Origin of the sequence: Vibrio sp. A8-1 (assembly GCF_013048685.1) — a bacterium.
Taxonomy (GTDB): Bacteria; Pseudomonadota; Gammaproteobacteria; order Enterobacterales; family Vibrionaceae; genus Vibrio; species Vibrio metschnikovii.
In genome coordinates this window covers 1-19,456 of sequence record NZ_VHTC01000034.1, presented here as the reverse complement: position 1 = coordinate 19,456, position 19,456 = coordinate 1, and the positions used below count along the sequence as shown (strand labels likewise).

The 19,456-nt window shown below is 52.6% G+C and carries 19 protein-coding genes and 1 pseudogene; 6 read left to right on the top strand and 14 right to left on the bottom strand.

What is annotated here, in order from left to right; genetic code table 11:
- The first annotated feature begins 137 nt into the window (after positions 1-137).
- Complete coding sequence (locus FKN93_RS14495) at positions 138-1,274, top strand: GGDEF domain-containing protein (RefSeq protein WP_110069141.1); 1,137 nt, start codon at positions 138-140, stop codon at positions 1,272-1,274.
- 168 nt (positions 1,275-1,442) lie between these two features.
- Here FKN93_RS14495 and FKN93_RS14490 read toward each other — a convergent pair whose 3' ends face one another.
- The 5 genes from FKN93_RS14490 to FKN93_RS14470 are packed head-to-tail and all read right to left on the bottom strand — an operon-like array spanning position 1,443 to position 9,089.
- Positions 1,443-3,038 carry a Tn7-like element transposition protein TnsE gene (locus FKN93_RS14490; protein WP_119676906.1) on the bottom strand — a complete coding sequence of 532 codons (1,596 nt, stop codon included), beginning with the start codon at positions 3,036-3,038 and terminating at the stop codon, positions 1,443-1,445.
- Complete coding sequence (locus tag FKN93_RS14485; RefSeq protein WP_110069138.1) at positions 3,013-4,560, bottom strand: TnsD family Tn7-like transposition protein; 1,548 nt, start codon at positions 4,558-4,560, stop codon at positions 3,013-3,015. Before FKN93_RS14485 ends, FKN93_RS14490 begins: the two co-directional genes overlap by 26 nt.
- Positions 4,560-6,215: an AAA family ATPase gene (locus FKN93_RS14480; protein WP_110069137.1), complete on the bottom strand. Its 1,656-nt coding sequence runs from the start codon at positions 6,213-6,215 to the stop codon at positions 4,560-4,562. Before FKN93_RS14480 ends, FKN93_RS14485 begins: the two co-directional genes overlap by 1 nt.
- Positions 6,212-8,287 (bottom strand): DDE-type integrase/transposase/recombinase, encoded by a 2,076-nt coding sequence (locus FKN93_RS14475; RefSeq protein WP_110069136.1) that lies wholly within the window; start codon positions 8,285-8,287, stop codon positions 6,212-6,214. The genes FKN93_RS14480 and FKN93_RS14475 overlap by 4 nt, the downstream gene beginning before the upstream one ends.
- Positions 8,271-9,089 carry a TnsA endonuclease N-terminal domain-containing protein gene (locus FKN93_RS14470; protein WP_219983232.1) on the bottom strand — a complete coding sequence of 273 codons (819 nt, stop codon included), beginning with the start codon at positions 9,087-9,089 and terminating at the stop codon, positions 8,271-8,273. The genes FKN93_RS14475 and FKN93_RS14470 overlap by 17 nt, the downstream gene beginning before the upstream one ends.
- A gap of 54 nt (positions 9,090-9,143) precedes the next feature.
- Here FKN93_RS14470 and FKN93_RS14465 point away from each other — a divergent pair, with 54 nt between their 5' ends.
- On the top strand, positions 9,144-9,626 hold the full coding sequence (locus FKN93_RS14465; RefSeq protein ID WP_170905399.1) for a TnsD family Tn7-like transposition protein: 483 nt from the start codon (positions 9,144-9,146) through the stop codon (positions 9,624-9,626).
- Positions 9,627-9,804: 178 nt separating this feature from the next.
- On the opposite strand, the gene FKN93_RS14460 is transcribed toward FKN93_RS14465, so the two are convergent.
- From FKN93_RS14460 to FKN93_RS14430, 7 genes and pseudogenes are all read right to left on the bottom strand, one after another.
- Positions 9,805-10,362, bottom strand: a complete 558-nt coding sequence (locus FKN93_RS14460) for a recombinase family protein (protein ID WP_003100847.1) — start codon at positions 10,360-10,362, stop codon at positions 9,805-9,807.
- Positions 10,356-10,727, bottom strand: coding sequence for a hypothetical protein (locus FKN93_RS14455; RefSeq protein WP_003100853.1), 372 nt, complete (start codon positions 10,725-10,727; stop codon positions 10,356-10,358). Before FKN93_RS14455 ends, FKN93_RS14460 begins: the two co-directional genes overlap by 7 nt.
- Positions 10,724-11,224, bottom strand: a complete 501-nt coding sequence (locus FKN93_RS14450) for a hypothetical protein (protein ID WP_003100856.1) — start codon at positions 11,222-11,224, stop codon at positions 10,724-10,726. Before FKN93_RS14450 ends, FKN93_RS14455 begins: the two co-directional genes overlap by 4 nt.
- Positions 11,221-11,547 (bottom strand): hypothetical protein, encoded by a 327-nt coding sequence (locus tag FKN93_RS14445; RefSeq protein ID WP_003100858.1) that lies wholly within the window; start codon positions 11,545-11,547, stop codon positions 11,221-11,223. Before FKN93_RS14445 ends, FKN93_RS14450 begins: the two co-directional genes overlap by 4 nt.
- A 254-nt stretch (positions 11,548-11,801) precedes the next feature.
- Positions 11,802-12,158, bottom strand: coding sequence for a cupin domain-containing protein (locus FKN93_RS14440; RefSeq protein WP_072755296.1), 357 nt, complete (start codon positions 12,156-12,158; stop codon positions 11,802-11,804).
- A 144-nt stretch (positions 12,159-12,302) separates the two neighbouring features.
- Positions 12,303-12,668, bottom strand: a pseudogene (locus FKN93_RS14435) (DUF86 domain-containing protein); the annotation flags it as partial.
- Complete coding sequence (locus FKN93_RS14430) at positions 12,665-12,955, bottom strand: nucleotidyltransferase (RefSeq protein WP_001247892.1); 291 nt, start codon at positions 12,953-12,955, stop codon at positions 12,665-12,667. The gene FKN93_RS14430 and the pseudogene FKN93_RS14435, both read right to left, overlap by 4 nt.
- A 158-nt stretch (positions 12,956-13,113) precedes the next feature.
- Between FKN93_RS14430 and FKN93_RS14425 the strand changes: the two genes are divergently transcribed.
- Entirely contained in the window at positions 13,114-16,080 is a 2,967-nt protein-coding gene (locus FKN93_RS14425; protein WP_170905395.1) for a Tn3-like element ISPa38 family transposase, read from the top strand.
- Positions 16,081-16,379: 299 nt separating this feature from the next.
- On the opposite strand, the gene FKN93_RS14420 is transcribed toward FKN93_RS14425, so the two are convergent.
- Positions 16,380-16,664, bottom strand: coding sequence for a type II toxin-antitoxin system RelE/ParE family toxin (locus FKN93_RS14420; protein ID WP_148726339.1), 285 nt, complete (start codon positions 16,662-16,664; stop codon positions 16,380-16,382).
- A complete protein-coding gene (locus tag FKN93_RS14415; RefSeq protein WP_170905394.1) occupies positions 16,654-16,893 on the bottom strand; it encodes a CopG family ribbon-helix-helix protein in 240 nt (79 codons plus the stop codon). The genes FKN93_RS14420 and FKN93_RS14415 overlap by 11 nt, the downstream gene beginning before the upstream one ends.
- 269 nt (positions 16,894-17,162) lie before the next feature.
- Here FKN93_RS14415 and FKN93_RS14410 point away from each other — a divergent pair, with 269 nt between their 5' ends.
- The 3 genes from FKN93_RS14410 (at position 17,163) to FKN93_RS14400 (ending at position 19,364) form a co-directional block, all read left to right on the top strand.
- Positions 17,163-17,984, top strand: coding sequence for an FRG domain-containing protein (locus tag FKN93_RS14410; protein ID WP_170905393.1), 822 nt, complete (start codon positions 17,163-17,165; stop codon positions 17,982-17,984).
- 101 nt (positions 17,985-18,085) lie between these two features.
- Complete coding sequence (locus FKN93_RS14405) at positions 18,086-18,460, top strand: hypothetical protein (RefSeq protein ID WP_170905392.1); 375 nt, start codon at positions 18,086-18,088, stop codon at positions 18,458-18,460.
- Positions 18,461-18,569: 109 nt separating this feature from the next.
- Entirely contained in the window at positions 18,570-19,364 is a 795-nt protein-coding gene (locus FKN93_RS14400) for a type II CAAX endopeptidase family protein (RefSeq protein ID WP_170905391.1), read from the top strand.
- The last annotated feature ends 92 nt before the right edge of the window (positions 19,365-19,456 follow it).

The following is a 19,456-nucleotide window of genomic DNA, read 5'->3' as shown; positions in this document are numbered from 1 at the left end:
TCCACGCCAAATTCAGGCTCATCCCCATACCTATCTCAACTATCTCAGCTACACTATTAACTTAGGCTAGTACAAGCTGTTAAATCGAAACGAACACACATATCACGAACAAACTCTTCACTGAAGTATGGATATAAATGATGTTTCATAAAAATGAGAGTGCTTTGACCGCCATAATTCAGTTGAGTAAGCTTGAACTTAGTAGTGATTATTTAAACAAAAAATTTAACGATCATCGGTTATATACAGCTGCGATTTTATTGATACTCATTCCTCTTGGGCTTGCAGAGGGTATTTTTGACTACAAATCGCATCCTGAAATAAAGAGCGAGTTATTTCAGCTGAGACTTCACTTTCTTCTATTAATGATACCTGCCTGGATTATTTTAAAATCAAGCAGTTTGAAATTAGCTACGGCAACAATTTTAATAACGCTGGTTTTTTCTGCGTATCTCGGCATAAAAATAATAGAGAACACTGGCGAAGACTTAGTGACAACAGTGAGTAATGTTGCACTCTATCCCTTTTTTATCTTTTTTGTTCTCATCGGCTTTTCTATCTACATTCAGATTTTTTTTCTTACTGTTGCATTTTCCTTTGTTGTTCTATCCGAAAACCATGGCGTACTGGATGAGTTGATACAAAACGTTTATTTTCAGATCTCAGTGCAATCGAGCGTTTCAGCATTATTTATTATGCTCGTTTTTTCATGGAGTTATTATCATCGTTACAACCTTCAACTCGCCTTAGAGAAATCCTCTCAGACAGATCCATTAACAGGTGTTGCAAACCGGCGTTACTTTGATAGCAAACTTAAATCAGAAGCAAGCCGAAGTGCTCGCTCAAGCAGTGATTGCGCCCTTATCTTACTTGATATAGACCATTTTAAACGCATCAATGATACTTTCGGCCATCCTACAGGAGATCGCGTTATTTGTGCGCTCGCGGACTTATGCGTAAACCAATCAAGAGAAATTGACCTAGTTGCCAGGCTTGGTGGAGAAGAATTCGCCGTTATTTTACCGGACACCAACATAACTGATGCGAAAAATCTTGCAGAGCGGATTCGAAAGCACGTCGAGGATATATCTGTGACTGGTGATGCCGGAGAAATTGTAAAGTGGACTATCAGCTTGGGGGTATCATCCTTGCCAGAAAGTAGAAGCAGTAGGTATACAACTGAAATTGTTATGGAGATGTTTATCAAGAAAGCAGATAACGCACTTTATGAGGCAAAGAGAAAAGGGCGGAATCAAACTGTATTGTCGCAATAAAATGTGTTTTAAAAAATTTCCTTTTTTATTCAATTAAATGCCAAGCCAAACAGAGCAACGGATGGGATTTCGCTCAGCTCAAGTAAAGAGCTTTGCCTTGAGTAGCTATCATAGTCCAGGATAATAAGCTTCTCAATTGCTATATTGTTAAAACAGTTATGTTACATGTTACGATAATCTAATCTCCTTATAAACTCGCTCAGCCCAATGTTTAATTGACTCATTTTCAAGGAATCCTTTATTTTCAGATGATGATTTTGGATGAGGCACACGCTTATATCTATCACTAAAGAGCTTTTTGATTAGCGTTGTAGGCCATGCCAGTGATTTTTTTAATAACCTGATTTCCAACTCTCGAAGAGTGCGTTCCCAATCAAATTGGACATGCGGCTTCAACAGGAGTGTCGATAGTCTGTTCTTATTATCGGAAGTATCCACTTCTATCAATGCGTACTCTTGACCATCCTTTTCAATTCGATGAAAAGCCAGACAACGTGGGTTACCATCTACAAGCAAGTGTTTGGAGTAACCATCAATAGTGGGGAGCTTTCGGATTTCCCTGTGGATGTGGCGGTAACCCGACATGCCAACCAATTGCAGCACCATAGCGTTAAAGGCTTCAAATTTATCCGCATAGAGATGTGCGTCGTCGCTCTTGTCTTCCATGCCATCATAATCTGCTGAAGGTAATGTACCGTGAGTACTGGCCTCATCCGTACTTACTTCAAAGCCAGTATTTTCTGGAGAGTCTGACGAGTCGCCCTCCTGGCCCAAACAGCCAGTCTGTCCTTTTCCCTTACCTATGCGAGTTGTCCGAATGGGATTAGCAAACTCAAATGCGACGGCTGGCGTTTCAATCCGGATTTCTGTTTGATCAGTATCTGGCTCTTGTTCGTCATCAATTTCCAATTCCGGGCCGGATTGCGGGCCGGGCCGAACAGCATACCCCTGGCCTGCTCGCCTCTCAGCGAATCGGGGATCGACAAAATCGACATAGGCGGGACAATCACAGGTTAGATTAGAAACACCATAAATCTCATACACAAAAAACGCTTTTCGTTCCTGATCGTAATGACCACGAAGTGTCAGCTCAACACCTGCGAGCGGTGGTGGTTCAAATTGAAAACGCCACAGACGGTACTTGTCTGTGTCATAACCGTTTTGAAGTTGGTAGCGGGCAACACTTTCAAAAGACAGCTTAGCTTCCTCATCCAGCAATATCCAGGCTAACAACCGTCTTAATGCATAGTCACCTCTGACGTACAGCGGCAGAGTGCAGGTTGGCAGAATATTGACGAGCGCCTTGCTCAACTTATCTAAGCGCTGGACATCAAACTCCTGAGAGAGTCCGTTGGGGATCAAAGCTAAACGCGTTATATAGGCGTGGTGGAAGAACAGCACTCGCGCTAATTCGAGCTGAGGAAGATAATACTGCGTTCCACCAAATTCAAAATTAAAGCACCATTGCTGTCCATCATCCTGCCGATTTACCACCGGAATTGGACAGGCTTCGATAGGTTCAGTACGCCAATGACGAGTATTTTCTATCACAATACGGGACTGGAATCCGGCAGGGCGTGGTTGTTCGCTTGCATTGACCACCCTGCGTCTTGCTAAGACCGGAATTTGAGAGACACCAAAATATTGTTTCTTTTGGCCTGGTGCCAGTTTGACATTAATGTGCCAATCAGGGCCATCATGGCGGCGAAATAAAGAGCCAATCTCCCGGATAACACTGTTATTTTCTATACCTTTGAACTTCATGTTCCGTATCCACTAAATTTTCCAAATACTGCCTGGCAGGCTCCATCATTCGTTCTTCACTCAATCCGGCGTTTCGCAACAATCGCCACCTTGGCGGCGACTCAAAGAGAACCCGTAAATCGTCATAGGCATTTTGCAAGCGTCGGATCTGGTACTGGGGAACGCTTTCCGAATTAGCCACCAAAAATGCCGATGTACATGGCATTTGATGGAGGTTTTTCTCAAGGGTTGAGAGATTGCCAAGCAACTTAAGGTAGTAGGTTCTTGAGCGCCTGGGCCCTTGTATATTTGCATTCAAAAACGTAGCCAGTTGTCGAAGTGCTTGCAGATATTCCCGATCCCGTTTGTCCCAATCAATACGTGGTACGTTATGGTTTGCCTTGTCTTGTGCATAACGATGGTTAACGTCCAACAGCCAGTCGCGATGATTCCGATAGAGCCTGGCATACAAATCCGGTGATTTTTTTCTGGCTTGAAGGGGTTGACGAGATGACAACAATTCGAGCCAAGCTTCCTGATCTGGCGTTTGACTGCTCGACTGTTGCATCACAACCTTAACTTGTTGTGGCGTTTTACGTGTTGGTTTCCGGCTAACTTCATCAAGCACATCGTCTATCTGCCAGTGGTTATCCAGCAATGCCTGATGAACAACAATATGCTGAAGATAATTGAAACTTTTTCGATGCTTGCGGAAGATTGCTTTCAGCCAGTCTGAGTCATCAATATCGGAACTGGGAGGCATCAGACGGTTTCGGATTAACCAAGCGGCAGGCCACACCTTTAATACCTTATTTTTTATCACTGAGTGGTCAATTTGGGCTTTTCCCCGATAAAAACCCAGTCGATAAGCAAGGCTGCGATAATACTCTGTCCATTGCTCAAAACTGGGGGACGCTTGCGCCGGCCGAACTAACAACCATCGCACCTGAGTGGTTATCCAATCAGATACTCCCATTCCCTTTTGCTGTTTAGTCTCATGACAGTGTTCAGGTGCAGCAGCGATAAAGCGATGACGTTCAATCAGGGGGCGAGCAATCCGCGTATCCATCAACACACCGTGTTCGGGGCACGATTCCACCCCGGCAACCTGCCATTCTCGTCGCCAAAAATACTCACAAAATTGTTCACGTTGAGCGGCTATGCAACCGGGGCAGTACCTGACAAAACGCGGGGATTTAATGCGAGAGGCGGAAACTCCTAATGCCAGATGAGCGGCACCCTGAGAACCCTGGTACAACCAATTCATGCACTGAAGCCGTCGAGCCTCTGGAACAAAAGGTGCGTAAAGCGGAAATAAAGTATGGCTGTAGATCAATTTTTCGGGTGTGAACTCCTCTGGAAGCCAGCGAGAGAGCGTTGCAATATGGTTAGGTAAGTCTATCGTTGCGATAATACTGCGAGATTCGAAGACCTCATCCAACAGTTGCTTTGGGCTGGTCAGCCCTTGCCGGACACCCGCTCTTGCCACGGCGCTATACATCAACTCCTCTGTGTAAGGTATAGGAAAATTCAACACGGCCATCACCCAAAGGAATTAACCCAGTCTTGGGCATCAAAAAGCAAGCCGTTGCAGCCAAGTGATTCCTGGAAGATTTCCTCATTGGCGGACTGAGAGAATAGAAAGCGCAAGTCTTCTGAATCCAGGGTATGCCAGTCAGCTTTCTTCATCGCCTTAAGTTTGGGGGTGGATGACGCTGGCTTTTCTATCTCTGCACTCTGATACCAAGAGAGGATCAGCGGCATAAGATCCTTCATCACAAGGCCTGGATGATCCTCAAAAGCTCTGTTGATCAGAGGTTCAAGCAGCTCAGAGGCATACCCCATATCAACCAGCATATTATGCAAACGAACAGCTTGTTCATTACCCCCATACTTGACTACGGTATCAATGCTTTCCTGGTTGGAACGCAGCAGGTGGCTCAGTTCCAGTATTTTTCTATCCACGTCGGGGATAGTCAGATCTGAGTAACGCGCAATTTTTGTCACATCACCCGACCGTAACGCATCAATCATGGGGTGGATAGGTTTTAGCTCATCCTGGTAGACCTTTCGCATCAAGGCGGGGGTAATGCGCTCAATGCCGGTGACAACAGCCCGGATCTGTGACAAAACAAACAACTTGATGACGACATCCATAATGCCTTGTGAAAGCTCGTACCAAGTATATCTAATCTCATCGGTCACTTCAGGGGATGCTTTAGTCAGCCATTGATACTTCCACAAACGGCCAGTGAAGGCTCCCCACTCGGTACGGGATACCTCCTGCTCGCCTGATGGTTTGCTTAAAGGCTCCCATAGTATTGAACCAAAACCTGCACCACGACGAGCGGACCGCAGATCCAGTTCAAAGACAGATCTGGCCTTTGGTGTCCCCACCATGACAACCGGGACCGAAATTTCATTAACCAGTGTGACAAAGAAATTGAGCATGCGCTCGGCACCACCTGAATTCTTAACACTCAGATGCTGGATTTCATCAATCACTAACAGTCCAATTGCGTGGGTGTTGGCAATGTGTGCCATTACCGCAATCAAGGTTTCTACGCTATGTCGTTTTTCCACGTAGCGACGTACGTAATTCGTGGCGAGTACCGCGTCAATTTCCCGAAAGAAGTTATGACACAGGCTTTTCAACGAACCGTCATGCGGGCAGTCAATTTTAAGGAAAACGATCTGTGTGAAGTTGTAGGCTTCGTGATATATCAACTGGGGATAGGTTGCCAGAATACGGTTCAATGAGCTTGTCTTGCCTGAACCAGAACAACCGATGAAAGCCAGACTCTTAGCGGTGGATTCCACATGCTCGAACCGGAAAACAGCCAAATCCCCCTGCATGACACGCTCATAACCATTCTGGATGTGGGCATTCAGTTCGCCTGTCGCCAGATTTCTGCCAACATACCCTTGTCGAAGCATGACTGATAATTTTGACTCCAGTTCAATGTGACGGGATAGCGGCTGGAAAAAATTATCAAGTAATTGAGATATGACATGAATACGGGTCTGGCCATCAAGATAAACGTCGGTTGGGCGAAACGTAATTTGACCCGATAACCCGTCCTTTAGCTGACGCCGGTCCAGAATCGGCGGCAAAGCTTCAATGAGCGGGTTTCCTTGGTACTGACTTATCCCGGTATCATTATAAATTGCCTGCACCATGCCTTTGGGTAGCGTCATTCATCATCTCCAAACAGGTCATCCAGAAAATCTGGGAAAGCCCCATCTTCGGGCTGATCAGTCAAATACCTGACATCTGCTTTGGGTTTCGGCTCAGTAGCCTTGTTATCCGCTCGACGTTTCTGGCGTTCCTGCTCACGGGCTTCCCGTCGGTTTTGATTGATGCCAACCAAAGTTTCTGTTTTTGATTCACCAAAGTAGGAAGGACGTAGCTTTTCCGCGTTTTGGATGGTTTCCTGAATCACATTTTCCAGCGATCTTTTGCTTTCCCTCTCTTTCAATTTAGCTGCTGCTGTTGATTTTCGTTGTTGCTGCTGGCTGTCCCATAACTCCCACATCGACCGGCCCCTAAATTCCCTTGAGCGGTCTGTTAGCGAGCACTCCCAATAATCTGATTTTGTTGCATCTGGGAAGACATAAATGATGTCGGTTACCGCGGGGTCATACGCCGCCATAAAGGGGCCAGGTCGCTGTTGCCCGGTTCTATGGAGCCAGCCAGACGCCAGCAGCTCCCTACAGGTATAAAAGGCACCGAAGCATTGAATACCGTAATCGGAAAGCGTTACTTTTTGACGAGGCAACAATGCCAGCTTCAGCGCCGACTCCGATGTGTTACGTAGCCGTCCGCTACGATTTTGAATACCCCATTGCCAGATATTAATTGGTACAGGTGCGAGTGTATCCGGCATATCCGGATCGCGGTCATACTTGACCAATACCGAACTCTGGTTGCGATGCAGGATAGAGCCGATAATTATTTTAGTGAATTCGTCCAATGTAAGTGTTGCATCCAACCGATAATCTTTCCCGCCGCGCTTTTTGATGGTGGTTCCAGCAACCACTCCTGGTGCAAACGGCTTGAAGTCTGCTTGAATAGTGCGAAAATGCCGCTCAACGATACCCTTCGCATCCCCACGATAAGGTGGTGTATTTTCAATCCGAACACCAAAGGCCTGCTCCAGATATTCAATTTGATGGCCCAGCAACTCACCGCGATCAGCCAAAATGGCGTCCGGCAGTCCAATCGACGGCCAATCCTCTGGCTCGATGTCATAACCGAAAGACTGACATATCTGAGATTTATCGATCATGGCGTTGACCAGTGCCAACATAGCCGTCACATAGGAGGGGTTTTCAAATCCCACATAGAAACCAGCAATCAATCTGCTATAGACATCGACAACCACGTACAAAGTTGGTCGGCCAATAATCTTTTGTCTGTCAGCGGAAAGCAGATAGATATCGGCAATAGTCGCGTCGATCTCGTACCGTGCACCAGGACCGTGAACCCCAGTTGTGGCTGTTCCTTGTAACGGTCTGATGTCCTTTTGATATTCAATTTTATTGGCTCTCAGCCGGATACGTTCAGGCCGGACATATTCCCGCTCGTAGAAATAACGTAGTTGAGCAACTGTCGGGAAGTTCTCTTTCGGTACATCGGGATGAGCCGTTTCAAACATGTCCTCGAAGCGTCGATGAGCATAGGGTAGAGAATGATTCTTCTCCGTCAGATAGTGGCGATCAAGCACAATGCGAAACATGCGTTCAACGCCAGTATCTACAATGGCGCCGGTACCCGGTGCTATACTTCTCGGACGCCCTAATTTTTTTCCTGAAGCTGTGCGTTTTTTTCCTCGCCCGCCTGATTTATCGTAGTCCGGCAAAAGCGCGTTCGGTATGCAACCTCGCTGCCAATATTGGCGAAGATAAGCATATAGTGTTTTTTTAGCTGTTCCAGATTCATTCACAACCTGCTGAACCAGTGCGCCTCGACCACTGCGATAATAGATATCCGGTTGGTGTATTAAAGGCTCAATAACGGCCATACGCTTGTCCCGAATTTGCTGTGCTACTGAGCCGTGTTCCGGGAGCTGAGCGGCAAGATGGGAATAGGGGTCATCAATTTTTTTTAACGTCTCAGAAAGAATGAAGTCTTCCACTTCTGCCAGGGAAACCCGTTCAGGGAAAGCTTTGTCGGAATCAACATTAATCCATGTATATCGAATGTCTGAGACATCAAGAATTCGATACCGAGCCTCTTCGAATGCCACAACATCATTGATTCGCAACATAATAATTCCTCAATGAATCAATGTCTGAAGATGCTTGTAATTCCCCTACAGCCAGCGTTGACCAAGGCTTTCTGATATCGAATAAGAAAACCCTCAAGGCTAACAGCGAACGTATCTTTTGCAGGGACTCGCCTGGAGAGAGTGAATAGGCTTGATCGAGCATCATCGAAACTTGAGAAATCAGTAAAGTCGGATGATTAATAAAGAAGCCCAAGTAAAGGGAAGCCATATTCAGAGTATCTTCGATCCCATCCAGAACCAATTGCGCTGGATACAGCCAGGCAATATTTTTGGTGACGGTCTTGGGAATTTGTTTTTCTGTCAGCAAATACCATGGAACTTCCTTTAACGCCCAATAACGCCGTTCAAGCTCCAGTTTTTCGATGGTTCTAGAATTAGAAAGATCTGAAGAGGTTTTTACCTGAATAGCCATTCTGGGAAGCTCAGGCTTATTAGTGTCCACTAGAAAATCCGTGGACATGACTTGAATTTGTCCTCGTACTTCGGGATGACGGATACGCGCTTGCGCTGCAAGCTCAATGGTATCCTCTAATCGGAGAGGGTATTGCTCCCGGATATCAGTGACAGATGGATTCCAATCAAACAGAAAGAACGCCGCCAGCTCTAGGTCTGACAACAGATGGTGGGTTCGTTGAGTCTGGAATCCCCAGATGCGGTGAGATCGTCCAGCAGAAGGCAGGTCTCTGACGGTCAACCAGGGTTGGTAGTCTTTTCCTGACCCCTTTCCGCGACCTTGTTTAACCCATTTAAGTGAACGAGAGTCAAGGGATAAGCTGGTCAAGCTCCGTACCTCCGACATTGCACATAAAGTATACGGAGCTAAGTTACCAGCTTTATTTGCAAGTTACCAACTATATTTAAAAGTAACCTACTTTATTTAAATCCCACAACTGTCGAGCAAATTATTCAAAGCCACAAAGGGCTATCAGAATGGCGACATCATTTGTTGATGGCGCAACGTAAACAGACTAATCGACAGTTGTTTTTAGAAACCGTGGATAAAAATCCACAAGCGACGCGTAATGAGCTGAAAAACTCGACGAGTTGCTATATGTGGTTGTACAAAAATGATAAGGACTGGTTATACGCCAGGTTACCTGAAGCTCGGCGGGAACGATATTATCCTGCGGTTAATTGGACTGTACGAGATAGTATTTTGGCTTTCAAAATGGCGAACATGGTCAAGCCTGCTGACTCTGTGTCAGCTATAGATCGGCAGTTTGGGGGACATGGATGGCTAACTCATCAGGCAGATAAGTTGCCGCTGACGGTCGAGGCCGCTCTTAATAAAATCAAGTTATTCAAAGGCGGTTGTTAGCATGCTGACTCCGTCGATGGTCCAATAGTCGCTTTGAGAGAAGAACGAATCGCAGCACTTAGCTGCCGGGCTATCCAAATAGAAAAATGAAGAGGATCTGTTATGAATATACTGTTTTTGTGTACTGCAAATCTGAATCGTAGCAGGGGTCGTCTCAGAAAACGGAAAATAAAGCACGCTAAGCGTGCGTGGAGGCTGGCACCCAGCGGTACAGCGTCGGAATGGACACGCCGAGGTTCTTGGCCACGTCCTTGGGCGGCACCCCGCTGGCCAGCAGCTTCTTGGCCGACTCGATCTTGCTGTCGGTCATCTTCGGCTTGCGGCCGCCTTTGCGGCCGAGCTGCTTGGCGACTTCCAGCCCGGCGCGGGTGCGCTCGACGGTCAGCTCGCGCTCCATTTCGGCAAGGCTCGCCATGACGTGGAAGAAGAACCGCCCGGATGGTGTGCCGGTGTCGATGGAGTCGGTGAGGCTCCTGAACTGGACACCGTGCTTGTGCAGATCGCCGACCAGATCGACCAGTTGCTTGACCGACCGGCCCAGCCGGTCGAGCTTCCAGACGACCAAAGTATCGCCTTCGCGCAGCATTTCGAGCGTCTTGGCCAAGCCAGGCCGGTCTGCCCGCGTGCCACTCACCTTGTCCTCGAAGACCTTTTTACATCCGGCCTTGCTCAAGGCTTCGCGTTGCAGCTCCAGGTTCTGATCCTGCGTCGAGACGCGCGCATAGCCAATCAACATGGCTTGTCTCGCGCCCGGTCGATGCGTTCCTGCATCGCCTGCATCACTTCTTCGTGGGTGTACGATCTGGCGTTGGCGTCGGTGGCTTGCCGCAGGGCTTCCTCAACCTCGCGCGTCATCCGCTCGTAATCCTCCGGCCACAGCGCTTGCTCCATGCGCAGCGACGCCTGACCCAGCAGGTGCAGCAGGCTGAACAGCCGCATGTCGTTGGTGGCGACGATGCGCTCCCGAATCTGCTCCTGAATAGCTTCGCTAGCCCGATGCGCTTGTGGTGTGGCAGTCCCCTCGTAGTCAGCGGGGAATTCCGCTTCCTCGGCAATCCTTGCCCAGGCGCTGGCCAGCGCCTCGATGGTTGACGTGCTCATTTCCGCCGCTCCTGTGCTCTTTGGCGAATCAACCGGCCAAGGGGCCTCGACGCGAAAACCAGCAGCATCACGCCTATCGGATACCAGGTCGAGAAGACCACCAAGGCATCGAAGGCTGGCCGTCCGGTGTTGGTAGGCAGTACGGCGGTCACAGCCATCAACCCGCCGACCGTCCAGATGATGCGCCACACGTAGGGCATCACGCGGGGCACGTAGCCGTCATCGAAAGCGGTCTGGTAGTAGCGGCGCAGGCCGCGCTCGGCAAGCGCCTGGCGCTGCCGCTCCGACAGCGCATCCGTCCGGCCATACCAGCGCCGGAATGGTGGACAGCGCAGCAGCAAAGGGGTGAAGAGGATCATCACCGCCACGATCGCGACACCCCACGCCATGACGGCGCCGGCATCGGGCCGCTTGGCGTTCTCGATCACGGGCGCGAAGACGCCCGGAGCACCGATCATCCAGAACAGCGCAATGTGCTGATGGAAGGAGAGCTTCATTTGCTCATCCACTTGCGCAGCAGGCGCTTTTTCAGGGAGGCGCGTTCTTGCGGGTTGCGTCCCTTGTGATTGGCGATGCGATCCGCCGTGGCGGCCTGGCGCTTGACGGGCCAGTAGGAGCGGCCATCCTTGCCCATCGACCAGACGCTGCTGGCCTGGTTTTCCAGCAGGGGCAGATGGGCGCTCAGGGCTTCGGGCGACGCGCTGGTCAGCGCCGTGCGCTCACGGGTGCGCCAGCGCTGATGCCAGAGCTTCTTGTCCTCGCGCTCGCTGCCGCAGGTCGTGTGCCCGACGATGGGTGTTTTGCGGCGGCTGCGGCTCATAACGTAGTGGTCTCCAAGAACATTCAGGACTGATCCCAGGCGTCGATGGTCAAGACCTGATCGGCAGGACAGGCGGCTACGCGGTCGGGAACTGGATGGTGTTCAGTCTCATGCCGACCCCATTCGATTGATCGCGTCGCTTGCGGCACGCTGCGACGCAAGGAGGTTTGCGACCTGGTTTAGCAGCCGTGTCCGCTGCATGTCTGTTACCTATCTCCCCGACCGCTCATTGGACCAACTCCAGAGATTGGGCTCTATCGCTCAGCCAATACGAAACCGGCATTGGCTGATGCCACAACCGAGACGAACACAAATGGCTCGGTACCTGTATTTCGCGCCCCGTGCACTTGGCCCGGTCTTGCCACGGCTATCTCACCTTCCCTGAGGGCACGAACAATCCCATTGCCCTGAAAGTAATCAGCCATTCCCGACAAAACAATCCACGTGTCTTGGCCGTGAGGATGAATGTGAGCCGCAATTTCCTGCCCGGGATGGACATGCCAAACCACGATAATTGAGTCTCGGGTTTCAAGCACAACGGAACGAATAGGCTCGCCTTCGGACGGCTGAACATACTCGGCTACAGAAAATATTCTCGATTCAACAGTCATCGGAGATCCCTCTTTCACAGTGCCCCCAGACAGGCTGGATATGAGTTCTAACTCGAATTTGAACGGGAGGCTGGTCGTGCGGTCGTGCAGTTGCCGATGAGCGTGTCGGCTGCTGCCTCCTTGCCCACCAGCGAACTCACGTCCGTTACGGTCTTCATCGTCGGCATCCTGACGCACGGCGGGCAATTGCTGGAGCAACGCCGGCAGCCATTCCTGTACCGTCTCCCACACCACATCGAGGTTGATGTCGAAATAGCCGTGAGCCATGCGATTACGCATATTGCGCATGCTGCGCCACGGCACGTCGGCATGCGCCTGGGTGAACTCGACGTAGCCATCCATCACCTTTGTGGCCGCCTCGCCGATGACGATCAGGCTCATGATGACGGCCTGCTGGGTGCGCTTGTCGGCCAAGAAGTCGTCCTTGGCCATCCCTTCCACGAAGCTGCGCGCATCGGTTGCGGCCTGCTGAATGTGGTCGAGGTAATCGGGCAGGCGGTTCTCGCTCATATCGGTTGCGCCTCCGCGAGCACCTTGGCCCGGAACTTCGGCGGCAGGTCGCCGGGAGTCAGCAGATCGACGTCAACGCCGAGCAGCGATTTCAGTTCTTCTTCCAAATCGCCCAAGTCCAACAACGTGGCACCGGGCAGCGCATCGACCAACAGGTCGAGGTCGCTGCCATCCCGGTCGGTGCCATGCAGCACCGAGCCGAAGACGCGCGGGTTCGCGGCGCGAAAGCGGCCTACCGCTTCACGCACTGCGCTTCGCTTCATGTCAAGCACAACAGACGGTCGCATGCGCATCCTTTCTTATCGAAACTCGTTGAGATGATATGCAATCAAGAATAGAATTTCAAGAACTATTTTCGAGAATCGCAATGCCTTGATTCCCGTGCCGCGCCGGTTGCCTTGGCGGGCTTGTCACAAACCTACGTTTTCAAGAAGAAGGAAACCGCATGCCCCGCCGTTCGATCCTCTCCGCCGCCGAGCGCGAAAGCCTGCTGGCGTTGCCGGACACCAAGGATGAGTTGATCCGTCACTACACGTTCAGCGAAAGCGACCTCTCCATCATCCGGCAGCGGCGCGGCCCGGCCAATCGGCTGGGCTTCGCGGTGCAGCTCTGCTACCTGCGCTTTCCCGGCGTCATCCTTGGCGCTGATGAGCCACCGTTCCCGCCATTGCTGAGACTGGTCGCCAACCAGCTCAAGGTCGGCATCGAAAGCTGGGACGAGTACGGGCAGCGTGAGCAGACCCGACGCGAGCACCTGGTCGAGCTGCAAACGGTGTTCGGCTTCCAGCCGTTCACGATTGGCCACTACCGGCAGGCTGTCCAGTTGCTGACCGAGCTGGCCATGCAAACCGACAAGGGCATCGTGCTGGCCAGAGCCTTGATCGAGCACCTGCGGCGGCAGTCGGTCATTGTGCCCGCCCTCAACGCCGTCGAGCGGGCGAGCGCCGAAGCGATTACCCGCGCCAACCGGCGTCTCTACGACGCCTTGGCTGAGCCGCTGACGGACGTGCATCGCCGTCGCCTCGACGATCTGCTCAAGCGCCGCGACAACGGCAAGACGACGTGGCTGGCCTGGCTGCGGCAATCCCCGGTCAAACCGAACTCGCGGCACATGCTGGAACACATCGAACGCCTCAAGGCGTGGCAGGCGCTCGACCTGCCCTCCGGCATCGAGCGGCTGGTTCACCAGAACCGGCTGCTCAAGATCGCCCGCGAGGGCGGCCAGATGACGCCCGCCGACCTGGCGAAGTTCGAGCCGCAGCGGCGTTACGCGACCCTGGTGGCGCTCGCCATCGAGGGCATGGCCACCGTCACCGACGAAATCATCGACCTGCATGACCGCATCCTGGGCAAGCTGTTCAATGCCGCCAAGAACAAGCATCAGCAGCAGTTCCAGGCATCCGGCAAGGCGATCAATGCCAAGGTGCGGCTGTTCGGGCGCATCGGCCAGGCGCTGATCGAGGCCAAGCAAGCGGGCCGCGATCCGTTCGCCGCCATCGAGGCCGTCATGTCCTGGGATGCTTTCGCCGAGAGCGTCACCGAAGCGCAGCGGCTCGCGCAACCCGAGGACTTCGATTTCCTGCACCGCATCGGCGAGAGCTACGCCACGCTGCGCCGCTACGCGCCGGAATTTCTCGACGTGCTCAAGTTGCGGGCCGCGCCCGCCGCCAAGGACGTACTCGACGCCATCGAGGTGCTGCGCAGCATGAACAGCGACAACGCCCGCAAGGTGCCCACCGACGCGCCGACCGAGTTCATCAAGCCGCGCTGGCAGAAGCTGGTGATGACCGACACCGGCATCGACCGGCGCTACTACGAACTGTGCGCGCTGTCGGAGCTGAAGAACGCGCTGCGCTCCGGCGACATCTGGGTGCAAGGCTCGCGCCAGTTCAAGGACTTCGAGGACTACCTGGTGCCGCCCGCGAAATTCGCCAGCCTCAAGCAGGCCAGCGAATTGCCGCTGGCCGTGGCCACCGATTGCGACCAGTACCTGCATGACCGGCTGACGCTGCTGGAAACGCAGCTCGCCACCGTCAACCGCATGGCGCTGGCCAACGAGCTGCCGGACGCCATCATCACGGAGTCGGGCCTGAAGATCACGCCGCTCGATGCGGCGGTGCCCGATACCGCACAGGCCCTGATCGACCAGACGGCGATGATCCTACCGCACGTCAAGATCACCGAATTGCTGCTGGAGGTAGACGAATGGACGGGCTTCACCCGGCACTTCGCCCACCTGAAGTCAGGCGACCTGGCCAAGGACAAAAACCTGTTGCTGACCACGATCCTCGCCGACGCGATCAACCTGGGCCTGACCAAGATGGAGGAATCGTGCCCCGGCACGACCTACGCCAAGCTGGCCTGGCTGCAAGCCTGGCACATCCGCGACGAAACCTACGGGGCGGCACTGGCCGAGCTGGTCAACGCGCAGTTCCGACATCCCTTCGCCGAGCATTGGGGCGACGGCACCACGTCATCGTCGGACGGCCAGAACTTCCGCACCGGCAGCAAGGCCGAGAGCACCGGCCACATCAATCCGAAATACGGCAGCAGCCCAGGGCGGACGTTCTACACCCATATCTCCGACCAGTACGCGCCGTTCCACACCAAGGTCGTGAACGTCGGCGTGCGCGACTCGACCTACGTGCTCGACGGCCTGCTGTATCACGAATCCGACCTGCGGATCGAGGAGCACTACACCGACACGGCAGGGTTCACGGACCACGTCTTCGCGTTGATGCACCTGCTGGGCTTCCGCTTCGCCCCGCGCATTCGTGACCTGGGCGACACCAAGCTCTACATCCCGAAGGGCGATGCCACCTACGAGGCGTTGAAACCGATGATCGGCGGCACGCTCAACATCAAGCACGTCCGCGCCCATTGGGATGAAATCCTGCGGATGGCCACCTCGATCAAGCAGGGCACGGCGACGGCCTCGCTGATGCTCAGGAAGCTTGGCAGCTACCCGCGCCAGAACGGCCTGGCCGTCGCCCTGCGTGAGCTGGGACGCATCGAGCGCACACTGTTCATCCTGGACTGGCTGCAAAGCGTCGAGCTGCGCCGCCGCGTGCATGCCGGGCTGAACAAAGGCGAGGCGCGCAACGCGCTGGCCCGCGCCGTGTTCTTCAACCGCCTGGGGGAAATCCGCGACCGCAGCTTCGAGCAGCAGCGCTACCGGGCCAGCGGCCTCAACCTGGTGACGGCGGCCATCGTGCTATGGAACACGGTCTATCTGGAGCGGGCCGCGAACGCCTTGCGTGGCCACGGTCAAGCCGTCGATGACGGCCTGTTGCAGTACCTGTCGCCGCTCGGCTGGGAGCACATCAACCTGACCGGCGATTACCTCTGGCGCAGCAGCGCCAAGATCGGCGCGGGCAAGTTCAGGCCGCTACGGCCGCTGCAACCGGCTTAGCGTGCTTTATTTTCCGTTTTCTGAGACGACCCCTGGTAGGGCTTCCGGGGCAGGCGCTCCCGGAACAGGTCAAGCTGTGCTCGATTCAATGACCACCGCGCATATTGGCGGCGCTAAAGGGTTGTCTGGTGTGATCCATGTGATATATTTCACCTATTGCATAAGTACGGCCCCGAATCCTCTGTTGTTCTTCCGCCAAGTCGATGAACAGAGATTCGGGGTTTGTCTTTTCTAGGCAGTACGTTACCGCACGATCCCCTCCCTACGCAAACGCATACCACCCCACCTAAAAGTATCCTTTACCAGTGGCTTGGTAGCCGCAAACGGGTATGAAACACCCTCAGAATGTGGATCTCCTCGCCATTCACTCGGTATGGAATGAGGAACGGGTAGGGTTGCAGCACAAGCTCTCTTGTTCCTGGTACGCGGCCAGGACGACCCATAGCGGGCTGAGCTACCAACAGATTGACCAAGCGATACACCTCGAACACAAACTCTTGGGCAACCCTAGGGTTCTCTTTCGCCAGGTAATCGTGGGCATCCTCCAGATTCAGTGCAGCCTTGCGCAGCCATTTAACCTGCATTGATACCCCACCGATTGAACTTCGCCATCATCTCCTTTTCGGGCACGAAGTCACCCGCATTCGCTTCACGCAATGCCGCTTCAACTTCCGCGATCTGCCAGGCTTCACGCGCCAAATAATCCTGGATAGCCTGATTCGCCAACCACGATTTGGTTCTTCCTGTTGATTGGGCCAGTTGCTCCAACTGTTGCTCTACCTCATCCGGTAAGCGAACGGACATAACACTCATACACACCCCACCAAACCACAATGTTTACATGATACTACACCTTTACTGAATGACAGGCACGGACAACAGGCAGCAAAAAGGGCGTCCGATTTAACGTAACGCCCCCTTATGCGCACAGACAGTGTCACGGCTAAGTTGTAATGTCCGATTTGAGCCAGATTCAAATGTCCGGCTAAGGCCCCTCTCTGATGCGATGAAGCCATTTGAGGCGGCAACCGTAGGGAAGATGTACGCTGTCGAACCGTTGTGCTAAAGGATTTTCGCCGTAAATGACTCCGATCATAGAAACAAAAAATTGCGACAGCTTGGATGAGTTTTGGGAATGTATTTCTCCCATTGGGGATTTTTTCACAATACAGGGTAAGCGTTCAAAGTTCATTTATAGAGGCCAAAGCAATAGCGACTGGAAACTAATACCAAAAGTCTATCGCCAAGATGTTATCGATAAGTACAAGGTTGGAATGTGGGAAACTCTAAGTGACCACCCAGGACAAGCAATTTTTGAGTATATCCTTCTATCGTCATTCATGAATTATTGCGATTCAAGAGGGCTCCCCATTCCCTATGACTCGCCAGATTTTCGTCGATATTTTCAGTTTGAAAATATCACTAGATTGTATGGGATCAACAGTCATGGCTGGCCTAATGACCATGCCATTCCACTAATGGCACTTGCTCAGCATCATGGGATTCCAACTCGCCTTCTTGACTGGTCAAGCAATCCTTACGTTGCCTGTTACTTTGCTGCAATATCTGTCATTACTGACAGCAATTATAATGATAAGGATCGGATTGCCGTGTTTGGCTTAAGCAAAAATGGGATTCCGGAATTTTCTGTCAACGCAAGAGAGCCCGGGGAACCGATTCCCCTCCAACATGTGCATGTTCCTGGCAGCACATCAGTAAACCTTGCTGCACAAGAAGGCTCCTTTATCTTGGTTTATAACCATGGCTACAGAGGTCATGGGTTTAGCGTAGATGTCTCGCTCGAAACAAAAATAAAAAATAGTGCAATATTATTAAAAAAAGTTACTCTACCGAAGTTCTTAGCTAGGGAGGGTGCGAATAAGTACCCTCCGCAACGAAAATGAAACTTTTAGTCAATTAAATTCAATCACTTACATAGGCGTTTTTTTGCGTTTGGTGACTTATTCGCACCTTCCCTAAAGATCCTGTACATGAGGAGCACAATATGACTCAGGAAAGCATCCAGACCCGCTACACGCTGGATCCCGCCCTTGCCAGCGCCACCGAACTGGAGCAGGCCATCGCTCGGGCCATCGAGGCCAACAAGCAGGACTTCTTCCCCCTGCTGGAGCGGCTGGTGGAGGTGGGTGACAGCCGGGTCAAGCTCAGCCAGAAGAATCCCCTGCGGGTGCTGGGGGTGGAACTCGACGAGGCTCGCACCGGCGGCACTGCCCGCCTCGGCTACGAATCCAACTTTTCCGAGAGCTGCCTCCTTATCGACGAATACGACCAGCACCAGACCAGCGTGGCCTTCACCCTCGACGGGGATCAGCTCGTCTTCGATCTTGAGCTGCCCATCGAGTGGAACTTCGACAACTGATTGACAGCGGTGCCATTCCCCTGGCGTGTTGTACCCAGCGGCGCCCCTTTCCCCCCTTTCTGGTGTAGGGTTGTCTGCACTGCAACGGATAGACATCCCGAGGATCACCATGGGTGAGCATCAACCTACAGCAATGCCGGTATTGAATGACAGTGAGCGCCTCGGGCTCGAGCGCAAGAGCGCCGGGGATTTCCCCCTCTATCGCCAGGATCCTCACACCCCGTCTGACCGTGGCTGGGCTCTCATCCTGCTGGGGGTCATCCTGGGGTTTGCGGCACTCTCCGCCCCCATCGACTTTTTCAAGACCACCTCAGGGGGCTTTGTGCCCGCCCTCCTGTTCCCTCTCATTCCTCTGGCCGTGCTCGCCATGGTGGCGGGAAAAGGGTGGCGCTCACTGTTTCGAACGCCGACGCGGCGGGATTGTCTCTTGATGCTGGCGATTACCGGCATCAACATACTGGTCTCAATCGCCGTTGCCATGACCATGCAGCACCTGTTCCAGCTGAATGCAAACCCGGTCAACGCCATGCTGGCAGAGGCGTCCAATACGGCGCGCATCCTCTTTTATCTCAAGACGGCGCCCCAGCTCTTCGGCGAGGAGGTGATCTCCATCCTGCCTTTTCTGGCCATCCTCTGGTGTTGTCACCAGAAGCTCGGCCTGACCCGCAAGTCCGCCATCCTCATCGCCTGGCTATCGACTGCCCTTATCTTCGGAGCCCTGCACCTGCCCACTTATGACTGGAATTTTCTGCAATGTTTTCTGGTGATCGGCACGGCCCGCATCGTGCTGCTCAGTGGCTACATCATCACCAAAAACATCTGGGTATCGACCGGCTCACACATCATCAATGACTGGCTGCTGTTTAGCCCTGAAGGATCCCCTCATAAATCACCCAGCGCATAACCATATTGGTGAAGTTGCCGTGTAAGCTCTGCCCCTGCTTCGAGCAGCTCTAACGTTGTAATTTCGTAGTCTGACCTGCGTAGAACTTCCAT

Excerpts from the sequence above, each read along its gene's own strand:
- FKN93_RS14460 (WP_003100847.1), bottom strand. The coding sequence starts at position 10,362 with ATGTTGATTGGCTATGCGCGCGTCTCGACGCAGGATCAGAACCTGGAG.
- FKN93_RS14425 (WP_170905395.1), top strand. The coding sequence starts at position 13,114 with ATGCCCCGCCGTTCGATCCTCTCCGCCGCCGAGCGCGAAAGCCTGCTG.
- FKN93_RS14430 (WP_001247892.1), bottom strand. The coding sequence starts at position 12,955 with ATGCGACCGTCTGTTGTGCTTGACATGAAGCGAAGCGCAGTGCGTGAA.
- FKN93_RS14445 (WP_003100858.1), bottom strand. The coding sequence starts at position 11,547 with ATGAGCCGCAGCCGCCGCAAAACACCCATCGTCGGGCACACGACCTGC.
- FKN93_RS14495 (WP_110069141.1), top strand. The coding sequence starts at position 138 with ATGATGTTTCATAAAAATGAGAGTGCTTTGACCGCCATAATTCAGTTG.
- FKN93_RS14480 (WP_110069137.1), bottom strand. The coding sequence starts at position 6,215 with ATGACGCTACCCAAAGGCATGGTGCAGGCAATTTATAATGATACCGGG.
- FKN93_RS14415 (WP_170905394.1), bottom strand. The coding sequence starts at position 16,893 with ATGAGTGTTATGTCCGTTCGCTTACCGGATGAGGTAGAGCAACAGTTG.
- FKN93_RS14440 (WP_072755296.1), bottom strand. The coding sequence starts at position 12,158 with ATGACTGTTGAATCGAGAATATTTTCTGTAGCCGAGTATGTTCAGCCG.
- FKN93_RS14400 (WP_170905391.1), top strand. The coding sequence starts at position 18,570 with ATGGGTGAGCATCAACCTACAGCAATGCCGGTATTGAATGACAGTGAG.
- FKN93_RS14455 (WP_003100853.1), bottom strand. The coding sequence starts at position 10,727 with ATGAGCACGTCAACCATCGAGGCGCTGGCCAGCGCCTGGGCAAGGATT.
- FKN93_RS14485 (WP_110069138.1), bottom strand. The coding sequence starts at position 4,560 with ATGGCCGTGTTGAATTTTCCTATACCTTACACAGAGGAGTTGATGTAT.
- FKN93_RS14450 (WP_003100856.1), bottom strand. The coding sequence starts at position 11,224 with ATGAAGCTCTCCTTCCATCAGCACATTGCGCTGTTCTGGATGATCGGT.
- FKN93_RS14475 (WP_110069136.1), bottom strand. The coding sequence starts at position 8,287 with ATGTTGCGAATCAATGATGTTGTGGCATTCGAAGAGGCTCGGTATCGA.
- FKN93_RS14490 (WP_119676906.1), bottom strand. The coding sequence starts at position 3,038 with ATGAAGTTCAAAGGTATAGAAAATAACAGTGTTATCCGGGAGATTGGC.
- FKN93_RS14405 (WP_170905392.1), top strand. The coding sequence starts at position 18,086 with ATGACTCAGGAAAGCATCCAGACCCGCTACACGCTGGATCCCGCCCTT.
- FKN93_RS14420 (WP_148726339.1), bottom strand. The coding sequence starts at position 16,664 with ATGCAGGTTAAATGGCTGCGCAAGGCTGCACTGAATCTGGAGGATGCC.
- FKN93_RS14410 (WP_170905393.1), top strand. The coding sequence starts at position 17,163 with ATGACTCCGATCATAGAAACAAAAAATTGCGACAGCTTGGATGAGTTT.